This is a genomic window from Rhodopseudomonas sp. (genome assembly GCF_036404135.1).
Taxonomy (GTDB): domain Bacteria; phylum Pseudomonadota; class Alphaproteobacteria; order Rhizobiales; family Xanthobacteraceae; genus Rhodopseudomonas_A.
Window position 1 is genome coordinate 1 of record NZ_DASWPE010000146.1, and the last position, 12,186, is coordinate 12,186.

At 67.2% G+C, this 12,186-nt stretch carries 11 protein-coding genes; 7 read left to right on the plus strand and 4 right to left on the minus strand.

Features of this window, described 5'->3' with window-relative positions; all coding sequences use genetic code 11:
- Positions 1–250 precede the first annotated feature (250 nt).
- A complete protein-coding gene (locus VGC77_RS17815) occupies positions 251–757 on the plus strand; it encodes a ferritin-like domain-containing protein (protein WP_331172903.1) in 507 nt (168 codons plus the stop codon).
- A 122-nt stretch (positions 758–879) separates the two neighbouring features.
- On the opposite strand, the gene VGC77_RS17820 is transcribed toward VGC77_RS17815, so the two are convergent.
- A complete protein-coding gene (locus VGC77_RS17820; protein ID WP_331172904.1) occupies positions 880–1,314 on the minus strand; it encodes a hypothetical protein in 435 nt (144 codons plus the stop codon).
- An 86-nt stretch (positions 1,315–1,400) separates the two neighbouring features.
- Between VGC77_RS17820 and VGC77_RS17825 the strand changes: the two genes are divergently transcribed.
- Positions 1,401–1,997, plus strand: a complete 597-nt coding sequence (locus VGC77_RS17825) for a hypothetical protein (protein WP_331172905.1) — start codon at positions 1,401–1,403, stop codon at positions 1,995–1,997.
- 267 nt (positions 1,998–2,264) lie between these two features.
- Here VGC77_RS17825 and VGC77_RS17830 read toward each other — a convergent pair whose 3' ends face one another.
- Both VGC77_RS17830 and VGC77_RS17835 read right to left on the minus strand, forming a co-directional pair.
- The gene (locus tag VGC77_RS17830; RefSeq protein WP_331172906.1) at positions 2,265–2,690 is read right to left on the minus strand and encodes a universal stress protein; all 426 of its coding nucleotides are present in this window, start codon (positions 2,688–2,690) and stop codon (positions 2,265–2,267) included.
- Positions 2,691–2,774: 84 nt separating this feature from the next.
- Positions 2,775–3,314, minus strand: a complete 540-nt coding sequence (locus VGC77_RS17835) for a histidine phosphatase family protein (protein WP_331172907.1) — start codon at positions 3,312–3,314, stop codon at positions 2,775–2,777.
- 112 nt (positions 3,315–3,426) lie between these two features.
- Here VGC77_RS17835 and VGC77_RS17840 point away from each other — a divergent pair, with 112 nt between their 5' ends.
- The gene (locus tag VGC77_RS17840; RefSeq protein WP_331172908.1) at positions 3,427–4,833 is read left to right on the plus strand and encodes an FAD-binding oxidoreductase; all 1,407 of its coding nucleotides are present in this window, start codon (positions 3,427–3,429) and stop codon (positions 4,831–4,833) included.
- 386 nt (positions 4,834–5,219) lie between these two features.
- On the plus strand, positions 5,220–5,720 hold the full coding sequence (gene msrB, locus VGC77_RS17845; protein WP_331172909.1) for a peptide-methionine (R)-S-oxide reductase MsrB: 501 nt from the start codon (positions 5,220–5,222) through the stop codon (positions 5,718–5,720).
- Here msrB and VGC77_RS17850 read toward each other — a convergent pair.
- The gene (locus VGC77_RS17850) at positions 5,693–6,007 is read right to left on the minus strand and encodes a hypothetical protein (protein ID WP_331172910.1); all 315 of its coding nucleotides are present in this window, start codon (positions 6,005–6,007) and stop codon (positions 5,693–5,695) included. The genes msrB and VGC77_RS17850 overlap by 28 nt on opposite strands.
- Positions 6,008–6,326: 319 nt before the next feature.
- Between VGC77_RS17850 and VGC77_RS17855 the strand changes: the two genes are divergently transcribed.
- Genes VGC77_RS17855 through VGC77_RS17865 form a run of 3 tightly spaced genes read left to right on the plus strand, consistent with a single transcriptional unit; the run spans position 6,327 to position 11,635 of the window.
- Positions 6,327–8,126, plus strand: a complete 1,800-nt coding sequence (locus tag VGC77_RS17855; RefSeq protein ID WP_331172911.1) for a flagellar hook-basal body complex protein — start codon at positions 6,327–6,329, stop codon at positions 8,124–8,126.
- Between the two features lie 42 nt (positions 8,127–8,168).
- On the plus strand, positions 8,169–10,049 hold the full coding sequence (gene flgK / locus VGC77_RS17860; RefSeq protein WP_331172912.1) for a flagellar hook-associated protein FlgK: 1,881 nt from the start codon (positions 8,169–8,171) through the stop codon (positions 10,047–10,049).
- A gap of 8 nt (positions 10,050–10,057) precedes the next feature.
- The gene (locus VGC77_RS17865; protein ID WP_331172913.1) at positions 10,058–11,635 is read left to right on the plus strand and encodes a flagellar biosynthesis protein FlgL; all 1,578 of its coding nucleotides are present in this window, start codon (positions 10,058–10,060) and stop codon (positions 11,633–11,635) included.
- Positions 11,636–12,186: the final 551 nt, after the last annotated feature.

A 12,186-nucleotide genomic window follows, 5' to 3' on the forward strand; every position in this document is an offset into this window, starting at 1 on the left:
CGATTTCGTCACATTCCCGCCATGCTGCAATCCGGCTGGATTTGCACGTTAAATCCGGCGTCTTTGCTTCGGCATTGATATAGGCCCGAAAGCCGCATGTTCCATGGGGAAGGGCGCCCGCCGCCAGGAACATGTCCCGAAGTGACCGGTTAGCGGTGGTATCTGCAACCGAATGAGACGCGACCAAACGACACAAGGCGCCGCATGCGCATGGGTCGGGCCGGCTTCATTCCAATCACCGGAGATAGCCATGGGACTGTTCACGCGCGACATCAAGACGATGGATGACCTGTTCGTGCACCAGCTGCAGGATATTTATTATGCCGAGAAACAGCTTCTGAAGGCGCTGCCGAAAATGGCCGGCAAGGCCACCGAGCCGGCATTGAAGCAGGGTTTTGAAGATCACCGCGAGCAGACCGAAGTGCATGTGCAGCGCCTTGAAGAGGTGTTCAAGATGCACGGCGCCGAGGTCAAGGCGGTGGAGTGTCCGGCGATCGACGGCATCATCGAAGAAGCCGATGAAGTCGCCGGCGAGGTCGACGACAAGTCGGTGCTCGACGCCGCGCTGATCAACGCCGCGCAGGCCGTGGAACACTACGAGATCACCCGCTACGGCAGCCTGGTGGCGTGGGCCAAGCAGCTCGGCCGCAATGATTGCGCCGCGGTGCTGCAGAAGACCCTCGACGAGGAAAAGGCCACCGACAAGAAGCTGACCAGCTTGGCCGAGAGCAAGATCAACCTGCGCGCCGCCGGCTGATCGCGACCGCCATCACCTGACACCGCTTGCGCCGCGCCGGGATGCCCCCGGCGCGGCGTTTGCTTTGCGCCGGGTGGAGCTGGCGTTGGCGGCGTCGGCCCGCGGACGTTCAGAATTGGTGTTTAGGCCTTGGTCAAGGCGAAGTGCACGCCGCAAAACGCCATCGCGGCGCCGAGCGCCAGCGCGGCTAGTCCGGCCAGCACGCCGTTGGCGGTCGGGATCGCATTCGGCGCCGAGGCCGCTTGCCCGGCCGCCGCCAGCACCAATACGCCGAGCGCGATCAGGAACTGGCGCATCCGCGGAGGAATGACGCCGGCGACCGCGCTGTGCATCAGCTTGGCGGTGAAGTAACCGCCGGCGAATCCGGCGGTGGCGATCAGCCACCACGCCAGCGCGGCGCCAGCCGGCATGACCTCGCCCTGATCGGAGCGCCACAGCCCGGCGAGGTCGAGCCCGAAGCGCTGCCCGGTCATGTGCAGCGCCAGCGCCAGCAGCACGCCGGAGATCAGCGCCGCGGCGAAGATCAGCCGGCGCGGGAAGTAAGCGGTCTCAGCCATCGGGCGCTCGCGGGGCTTGTCGGATCGCTGCGGTTGTAGGACAAAGCCGCGGTTGAGGCAAACGTCAGGGCCTCGAAGGAAACCCTGTGACTGAGCCAGCCGCCACGCCGGTAACCGACGAGCCCGGCCGCCGCTACGCCTATCGCGCGTCGCTGATCGGCGGCGGCCGGAGTTTTGAACTCACCGACGAGGGGCTCATCTGGCAGGCCGGCGGCAGATCCGGGCTGTGGCGCTACGACAAGATCGCCAGCGTGCGGCTGAGCTACCGGCCGATGTCGATGCAGTCGCGGCGGTTTCGCGCCGACGTCAGCTACGGCAGCGGCGAGCGGATCAGCATCCTGTCGACCTCGTGGCAGACCATCGCGCTGATGGCGCCGCAGGACCAAGCCTATCGCGGCTTCATCACGGCGCTGCACCAGCGGATGCGGCAGGCCGGCAGCCGTGCCGCGCTGTTCGGCGGGCTGAAGCCTTTCGTCTACAACGCAGGGCTCGGGGTGCTGACGCTGCTCGGCGTGGCGATGGCCGGGCTGCTGGCGCGCGCGGTGGCGACCGGGGAATGGGCCGGCATCGTCTTCATCCTCGGCTTCACCGCTCTGTTCGGCTGGCAGATCGGCGGCTTCATCCGCCGCAACAAACCGCGCAACTACACGTTCGACGCGTTGCCGAAGGAGTTGGTGCCGTAGCGGGCGGGGTGTGAGGCAGGACGATCACAGAAACAAGGCAATCGCCTATAACGATGTTGGCTTCGCAGCGCATAGCGGCGATCGAGCAGGGCCCCTCCATGAGTCGCCCCTGCGCAGGCAGGGACGACCCGTTGAAATGTTCAGGCGGCTCGCCGCTGAAGTGCGCTCTGCCCGCTCCTCATAGCCATAAGCAATAACAAGCAAGCAATGTTGCGACAAAGGCAGCGCGCTGCGCTTTGCCGAGCTGTCCGGCCAGCCGCGCAGCACTTAGTGCCGCACCACCAGCACCGAGCAGGTGGCGTAGCGCACCACATGGCCGGCGTTGGAGCCGAGGAAGTAGGTGCGCATCGCCGGGCGGTGCGAGGTCATCACGATCAGGTCGGCGCCGACCGCGGTGGCCTCTTCCAGCACCTCGTGATAGACGCCGCCCTGCCGCACCACGGTGGAAATCTTGGACGGCGCAATGCCGGATTCCTGGGCGATGATGGCGAGCGCCTGTTCGGAGGATTGCCGCTGCTGGGTGTCGAAATCCGCCGGCACGTATTCGGCCAGCATCACCGGCGTCATCTGCAGCACGTTCAACAGCCGCACGCTGGCGTCATAGGTCTTGGCCAGCGTCGCCGCCGTATCCAGCGCGGGCTTGGTCAGGTCGGTGTCGGATAGGTCGATCGGCACCAGAATGGATTTGAACATCTCCGCCTCCATGGCCGCGGTCGCGCAACCGGCGCGATCCCGCAGCGCGCGGTCTAGCACACCCGGTCGCGAAATTCCCGAGGCTCAATGACCGTGCGGCGCCTTCAACAGCTTCGGCGTCATGTATTGCACCAGCCGGCCGCCGCCGAAGCCGACGTCGTCCCATTGCCTGACCGCAAAATCGATCACCGCCACCGCCGCGGTCGGCATGTTGCCGGGCAGCGGCTTCGGCTCGCTGCCGCCATTGCTGCAGCTCAGCCCCAGCGCCAGTTCGTGCAGCCCGGGATTATGCCCGATCAGCAACACGATGTGCGGATGGCTCGGCGCCTCGCGGATCAGCCCGAGCATCGAAGCCGGGGTGGCGGAATACAGCTCGTCGAGGTGGATCACGCTGGGCTGCGGCGCGTCGGCCGGGATCTGATCGCCGACGATCGCCCAGGTCTGCTGCGCCCGCACCGCGCTCGACACCAGCGCCAGTTGCGGCAGCAGCTGCTGGCCGACCAGCCAGCCGCCGATCGCGGCGGCGTCCTCGCGGCCGCGGTCGTCGAGCCTACGGTCGTGGTCCTTGCCGCTCGGCGCGTCGGACTCGGTCTTGGCGTGGCGCAGCAGGATCAATCGGCGCATGGCGCATTCTCGGACAGGGCAGTAACGGAAAACAGGTTTTCCCCTGCGGATTAATCGAGAAGCGGGCACAGGACAAGGTGACAAGCCGCCGGCGGCTCCGTAAGTAAATCGGATGACCAGCCAGACCGTGACCGTTGCCGGCCCGATCGATGCGCAGGCCGCCGTGCCGGCGCCGCAACCGCGGCCGCGGCTCGGCATCGATCTCGACGTCGACGTCTGCGTGATCGGCGCCGGCCTCGCCGGGCTGACGGTGGCGCGCGAGGCGGCGCTGGGCGGGCTCAGCGTCGCGGTGCTGGAGGGGCGAAACGCCGGCTGGAACGCCTCGGGCCATCAGCTCGGCACGGTGATGCCGGGGTTCGGCGTGCCGATCTCCGATCTGATCGAGCGGATCGGTTTCGAGCCGACCCGCGAATTATGGGCGATGTCGAAGGACGGCGCCGATTATGTCCGCGGCACCGCGGCGCTGATTCCGGGCGTCGCGCTGACCGAGGGCGCGCTCGAGGTCTCCAATGTCGAGATCGGCGACAAGCTGATCAGCCGGTTGCAGATGCTGGGCGAGGATTTCGGCACCGAGGTGCAGGGCTGGCAAGTCGACCAGGTGCGCCGGGTGCTGCACACCGAGCGCTATTTCCACGCCGTACACTACCCGACCGCGTTCCAGCTCGACGGCCGCCGCTATCTGCAGGGGCTGGCCGATCTGGCGGTCGAAGCCGGCGCCCGGATCTACGAGGACACCCCGGCGATCGGCATCGATCCGGCCGGCATCCGCAAGCGCATCTTCACCCCGCAGGCGCGGCTGCGCGCGGCGCAGATCGTGCTGGCCGGCAACGTGCATCTCGGCCCGCCGCTGCAGCGTCTGTCCGACACGCTGCTGCCGGTGTGGCGCTATGCCGCTTTGACCGCGCCGCTCGGCGACAAGCTTGCGCAGGCGATCAGCTTTGCCGGCTCGGTGAGCGATACCGACGGCATCGATCACTACCGCATCGTCGGCGGCGACCGGCTGTTGTGGTCGAGCCCGGAGACCAGCTTTGCGGTGCAGCCGGCGCGCTTCGCCGGCCTGATCGCGCGGCGGATCCGCACCATCTTCCCGCAGCTCGGCCCGGTTCCGATCGAGAAAGTGTGGAGCGGCACCGTCGGCCAGACCGTGCACGGCATGCCGCAGATCGGGCAATTGCAACGCGGGCTGTGGGTGGCGAGCGGGTTCGGCCGCCAGGGCCTCAACACCACGGCGATGGCCGGGCAGTTGATCGCCGACGGGCTGCTCGCCGGCGACGAGCGCTGGAAGGCGTTCTCGCCGTTCGAACTGGTGTGGGCGGGCGGCCGGATCGGCCGCGTCGCCGGGCAGTTGATCGGCAGCGCGCTGCGCGGCCGCGCCGCGATGCACGGCCTGCTGGCGCGGCGGCGGGAACGGGCGAGGGCGCGGGACTTGATCAACGAGGTGCGCCGCCAGATGGCCCGCAGCGCCGCGCTGAAGAGCCGCCAGGAGCCGCGGCGGCCCGGCGGCGGCGGCCCGGTGTGAGGGCGCGCTGCTATTTCGGCTGCTGAATCGAATGGGAGCGGCGCAACACCGTCCCCTCGCCCCGCTTGCGGGGAGAGGGTGGCGAGACAAGCGAAGCTTGTCGCGGCGGGTGAGGGGGCGCTGCGTTCTGTCGAGGCGCCCCCTCACCCGACCCGGCTTCGCTAGCGCTTCGCCGGGTCGACCTCTCCCCGCAAGCGGGGAGAGGTGAAGTCAGCGCGCGTGTCGGCGCCTTTTCGCGACAAATCGCGGCGCCAGCGGCACCCCGCGCTTCTCGCGACAAAGTGAGCGGCCGGCACCAGCGGCGGCGTAACTTCGGCGCTCCGGATGCGTATCTGCAGCAGCACCCCGCTCGGCGCCCGCGCGGGTCGCAGCGAAACGGAGACATCATGATGGACCGGCGTTTATTGCTCGCCTCGGTGGCCAGCCTGGCCGCGCTGTTCGGGTTCCGCTGGCTGCGGCCGCAGGAGGCGCGGGCGGCGGAAAAATTCGAGATCGAAAAGACCCCGGAACAGTGGAAGCAGCAGCTCACCCCGATGCAGTACCATATCCTGCGCGAGGAGGGCACCGAACGGCCCGGCGCGAGCCCGCTGCTCAACGAGCACCGCAAGGGCACGTTCGCCTGCGCCGGCTGCGACCTGCCGCTGTTCGCCTCGGAGACCAAATTCGAAAGCGGCACCGGCTGGCCGAGTTTCTACCAGCCGTTGCCGGACGCGGTCGGCGAGCGCAAGGATTCCACGTTCGGCATGACCCGCACCGAGATCCATTGCCGGCGCTGCGGCGGCCATCTCGGCCACGTCTTCGACGACGGCCCGCAGCCGACCGGCTTACGCTACTGCATGGACGGATTCGCGCTGGTGTTTCACCCGGCCGCGCCGAGCGCGAGCTGAGCGACGCAGCCCGATCGCTTCGCCAGCGCTCGCCACTGGTCGGTGGCGGCGACCGCCACCGCCCAGAGCTGCCCCGCCGGCTGGCCGCGATGCAGCGCCTTGGCATAGTCGCAGATCGCCAGGAAGGCCGTGGAGCGCGCCTCGTCGAGCTCCAGCGGATGCACGCCGCCGTCGCCGCGGATAAACCGGGTCAACGGCTTCAGCATCGCCAAAGCGGCCGGCGGCGCCGCGCAGGCCGACTGCTGCACGCACTGCAGAACGTGTTGCGCGATCTCGAACTCACTCATCTATCTGGCTCCGCCGGTCGCAGCCAGATGTCACGTTCTGAACCCCGCCGCGCTGATTTGCCTCAAAGCCGGCGCGCCGAAGGCGGCCCCAACCAGCGCCGCGATTCGGCGATGCCGGGGCGGCGACCGACCGGGTTGTCCCGGCAAATATTACCCGGCCCGGCAATTCCGCCCCGGTCGCGGCCCCGGGGAACTTTTGTAACACTCTGAAACAACTCAAAAAGCCCGGTTGGCACGGGGCTTGCGACGTCGCTCTTCGATGCGGCCACCTCCTTGGGCATGACCGGGGGCCGCCCGGATCGAAGTTGGAGACGATGTAATGGGTATCTTCGGCGCTCTCACCACCTCCGTTGCGGGGCTCAGGACCCAGTCCTACGCGCTGGAGAACATCTCCGGTAACATCGCCAACTCGCAGACCACCGCGTTCAAGCGGATCGACACCTCGTTCCTCGATCTCATCCCGCAGACCGGCAACGACCAGCAGCTCGCGGGCTCGGTGACCGCGAATTCGCGCAGCACCAACACCATCCAGGGCTCGGTGCAGTCGGCTTCGGTGTCGACCTATATGGCGATCAACGGCGACGGCTTCTTCGCGGTGCAGAAGCCGGGCTCGTTCACCGACAACAACCCGGTGTTCACCGGGGTCAACAACTACACGCGGCGCGGCGACTTCTCGCTCGACAAGAACGGCTACCTGGTCAACGGCGCCGGCTATTACCTGGAGGGCGTGCCGATCGATTCCAGCACCGGCAACCCGTCCGGCGGCGCGCCGCAGATCCTGAAATTCCAGAACGACTTCCTGCCGTCGCAGCAGACCACCAAGATCAGCTACCGCGCCAACCTGGCGAGCTACCCTTTGACCACCAAGCACGACACCTCGGTGCCGGGTTCGGAACTGCTGCGGCCGGCGGATTTCGCCGTCAACCCGCAGGTCAACGGCACCCAGCCGCCGGTGTTCGGCGACAACACCAAGACCGGGCTGCAGGTCAACAACAAGAACGGCGTGGCGATCACCGGCGCGACGCTGCTCAGCGGCGCGGCGCCCTCGGATTCCACCAGCGTCAATTTCGCGGTGGGCGACACCGTCAAGGTGAACGGCACCGACATCACCGTCACCGCCTCCGGCGGGCTCGACGACGCCACCCACATCCCGGTCGACAGCACCATCACCAACCTGCTCGGCAAGATCGACGCGCTGTCCGGCAACGTCGTCACCCCGTCCACCGTCACCAGCGGCGGCGTGGTGCTGCACACCGGCACCGCGCATGATCTGTCGATCATCTCGACCAGCGCCGGCTTTGCCTCGCTCGGCCTGACCAGCCCGGTCACCGTGGTGCGCACCGGCGGCGGTTCGGTCGGCACCGGCACCGTGATCGGCACCGACAACCAGACCTTTCTCGACGAGTCGATCTCCGGCGGCGCCACCACCGCCTATGACGGCAACGGCGCCCCGGTGAACGTGCAGCTGCGCTGGGCCAAGACCGATTCCGCGACGCTCGGCGCCGGCCATACCGACACCTGGAACATGTTCTACCAGACCAACCCCGGCGCGACCGGCACCGCGGTGAGCTGGGTCAACGTCGGCACCAACTTCACCTTCGGCAGCAACGGCGAAATGAATCCGGTGATCGGCGCCATCACGCTGAGCGGCCTGACGGTGAGCGGGGTGTCGCTCGGCAACGTCACGATGTCGTTCGGCACCGGCGGGCTGACCCAGTTCGCCGACACCAACGGCAACGTCCAGGTCAACCAGTTGCAGCAGGACGGCTACGCCGCCGGGCAATTGACCAGCGTCTCGGTCAGCAATGAGGGCCGCGTGGTCGGCGCCTATTCCAACGGCCGCAACATCGACCTCGCCGAGGTCAGCGTCGCCACCTTCAACGGCGCCGATTTCCTCAAGCGGATCGACGGCGGCGCGTTCGAGGTCACCAACGAATCCGGCGCGGCGCTGTTCGGCAAGGGCGGCAGCATCTCCGGCTCGTCGCTGGAGGCTTCCAACACCGACATCGCCGACGAATTCACCAAGCTGATCGTCACCCAGCAGGCCTATTCGGCCAACACCAAGGTGATCACCACGGCCAATACCATGGTTTCGGACCTGTTGAACGTGATCCGTTAAGGCGCGGACGCTGCGCGCGATGTTTTGGAACGGTAGCCAGTCATGAGTCTCGGTGACGCACTTTCAATCGCAATGGCCGGGCTTCGCGCCAATCAGGCGGCGATGTCGCTGGTGTCGTCGAACGTCGCCAACGCGGAGACGCCGGGCTACGTTCGAAAGACCGTCGACCAGGTCACCACCAACACCGGCTCGACCGGGTCGGGGGTCAACGTCAACGGCGTCAACCGCGAGCTCGACGAATTCGTCCAGACCCAGTTGCGCACCGAAACCTCCGGCGCCGGCTATGCCTCGCTGAAATCCGACTTCCTGCAGCAATTGCAGGGATTGTACGGCAATCCGGATTCGACGGGCACGCTGGAGGACAGTTTCAACGCGCTGACCGCCGCGGTGCAGGCGCTCGGCACCAGCCCGGACAGCCAGTCGGCGCGGATCGGCGTGATCAACGCCGCGCAGAACATCGCCGGCCAGCTCAACGCGATGTCGAACGGCATCCAGACGCTGCGCGGCGCCGCCGAAACCGGCATCAACGACGCGGTCTCCACCGCCAATACGTTGATGAAGCAGATCGCCGACATCAACAACAAGCTGCAGACCAATCCGCTCGGCGGCACCTCGACGGATTCCTCGACCGCGGCACTGCTCGACCAGCGCGACCAATATATCACCAAGCTGTCGCAGCTGATGGACATCCGCGTCACCACCAACGGCGCCAATCAGGTCACGGTGTTCACCGGCTCAGGCGTGCAACTGGTCGGCAACGAGGCCGCCACGCTGTCGTTCAACGCCCAGGGCACGGTGACGCCGAGCACCACCTGGAACGCCGACCCCTCGAAGAGCGCGCTGGGCTCGGTCAAGGTCAGCTATTCTAACGGCGGCTCGATCGATCTGACCTCCTCGATCAAGTCCGGCGAAATCGCCGCCTATATCGAGGTGCGCGACAAGACCATGGTCGAGGCGCAGAACCAGCTCGATCAGTTCGCCGCGACGCTGTCGAGCTCGCTGTCCGACCAGACCACCGCCGGCACCACCATCACCCCGGCGCCGGCGCCGCAGGCCGGGATCAACGTCGACACCTCCGACATGCTGGCCGGCAACGTCATCCACGTCACGGTGACCGACGCCACGACCGGCGCCCAGCGCAACGTCTCGATCGTGCGGGTCGACGATCCCTCGGTGCTGCCGCTTGCCAATTCGGCGACCAACGACCCCAACGACACCGTGGTCGGCATCGACTTCTCGCAGCCCGGTACGGTGATCGCCCAGCTCAACGCCGCGCTGAACCCCTCCAACCTGTATTTCACCGGCACCAGCAGCTCGATCAACGTGCTCAACAATGCCGGCTTCTCCACCGTCAGTGCGGCCTCGGTGACCACCACGCTGTCGCCGACCAACCTGACCAGCGGCGGCCCGGAGGTGGCGCTGTTCACCGACAACGGCGCGGCCTATAGCGGCGCGATCAGTTCCTCGGGGTCGCAGATCACCGGGCTGGCGCAGCGGCTCAGCGTCAACAACGGCCTGGTCGCCGATCCGTCGCGGCTGGTGGTGTACAACACCGCGCCGCTCACCGCCTCGGGCGACAGCACCCGCGCCGACTTCCTCACCAAGCAGCTCACCAAGTCGACCTACAGCTATTCGCCGCGGACCGGGGTCGGCTCGACCAGCGCGCCGTTCAAGGGCACGCTCTTGAGCTTCATGCAGCAGTTCACCGCGCAGCAGGGCGCCGCCGCGCAGTCCGCCGCACAGGTCTCCGACGGCCAGACCGTGGTGCTGAACTCGCTGCAGCAGAAATACTCGACGACCTCGGGCGTCAACATGGACGAGGAGATGGCGCATCTGTTGTCGTTGCAGAATGCCTATTCCGCCAACGCGCGGGTGATGTCGACGGTGAACCAGATGTATCAGACCCTGACGCAGGCATTTTGAGGTCAACCATGGCAATCGACGGCGTCAGCGGACGAACCTCCTACATCGGCTCGGGCATCCTCAACCTGCGCAGCCAGCTCGATACCCTGACCGAGCAATTGGCCAGCGGCAAGATTTCCACCACCTATGCCGGGCAGGGCTCCGGCCGCAGCATGGCGCTCGGCATCCGCGCCCAGCTCAACGCCTACAGCAGCTACGCCGACACCGCGACCAATGTGAACACCAGGATCAACGTCGCCAACCTGTCGCTGCAGCGGCTGGTGGCGATCAATTCCGACGTCAAGGGCGCCGCGGTCAGCGCCGGCAGCACCATCGACAACACCGGACAGACCGCCGGGCAGAAGACCGCCAATCTCGACTTCTTCGATTCCGTCGACATGCTCAACGCGCAATCCGGCGACCGCTATCTGTTCGGCGGCCGCATCACCGACGCGCCGCCGGTGGCCGCGGCCGACCAGATCCTCAACGGCAATGGCGCGGCGATCGCCGGGCTGAAGCAGGTGATCGGCGAACGCAAGCAGGCCGACCTCGGCGTCAACGCCAACGGCCGGGTCGGCACCGCGATCGGCGTGCTGCCGGCGGCGCCGCCGACCACGGTGCAGGTCACCGAGGAAGAACTGACGGCGCCGCCGCCGGCGGTGGCGCAGCCCTACGGCATGAAGGTGTCGGCGGTGTCGACCAACATCGTCGGCGCCACGGTGACACAGCCCGCGGTGCCGGTGTCGCCGGCACCCGCGGCGCAGAAGTCGATGTCGGTCGATCTCGGCGCGACGCTGCCGAAGGAGGGCGACACCGTCAAGTTCACCTTCACGATGCCGGACGGCACCTCGGAAGACATCGTGATGACCGCGACCACGACGGCGAAGACGCCGATGGACGCCAACACCTTCCTGATCGGCGCCGACACCACCGCCACCGCCGCCAACCTCAACACCGAACTCGGCAAGTCGATGACTCAATTGGCCAACGGCGCGATGGCGGCGGCCTCGGCGGTGCAGGCCGGCACAGATTTCTTCGACGATCCGCCGCAGCGGGTCGCCGGCGGGCCGAATTTTGCCGCCTCGACCACCCAGGTCGACGGCACCGCCGCCGACACCGTGATCTGGTATGTCGGCGAGCGTGACACCTCGGCCAGCCAGACCGACACCGCGCGCGGCACCGCGGTGGCGCGGATCGACGACGCCATCACCGTGCGCTACGGCGCCCGCGCCAACGAGCAGGCGCTGCGCACCCAGTTGCAGAACGTCGCGGTGTTCGCCGCGGTGACCACCAACGTCACCGACGTCAACGCCAACGGCAAGATCGCCGCGCTGAACCAGCGCATCGCGCAGAACCTCGCGGTGATCCCGGGGACGCAGACCATCCAGGACATCCAGGCGGATTTCGCCGGCGCCCAGGCCTCGATCAAGGCCACCACCGACCGGCAGACCCAGAGCAAGGTGATCTCGCAGACGCTGCTGGATTCCATCGAGGGTATCAACAACGACGAGGTCGCCACCAAGATCCTGGCGCTGCAGACCGCGCTGCAGGCGTCGTATCAAACCACCTCCGATCTCTACAAGATGAGCCTGGTCAAGTTCCTGTAGGGCGCTCCCCGCGCTGCTCCAGTTTCAGCGTCATCCTGAGGAACCCGGCGAAGCCCGCAGGGCGAAGCCGGGTGTCTCGAAGGATGGGCCGCGCGCTTTGCTAACTCCGCGGGGTGCTTGCAGCCGCATCCTTCGAGGCCCTCGCGTTGCTCGGGCGCCTCAGGATGACGGCGCTGGGGGCGCAGCGGGTCGGTGACGGCGCCGGTGCGCGGCGGGTGGATGACGGCGCCGGTGCGTGGCAGGTGAGCCCAGCGGCCCGCATGATGGCGCAGGGGGCGCTGCGATGGCGCCCTCTTACTTGGCCCACTCCGGCGTCATCCTGAGGAACCCGGCGAAGCCCGCAGGGCGAAGTCGGGTGTCTCGAAGGATGGGCCGTGCGCTGTGCTAACTCCGCGCGGTGCTTGCAGCCGCATCCTTCGAGGCCCTCGCGTTGCTCGGGCGCCTCAGCGACTGTCTTGGTTGTCAAGCGTTTTGCCATGGCTGATTGTCCCGCAGGATTGCGTTGAGGGTGGTGAGGAGCTTTCGGGCGACGGCGATCAGGGCGACCATTT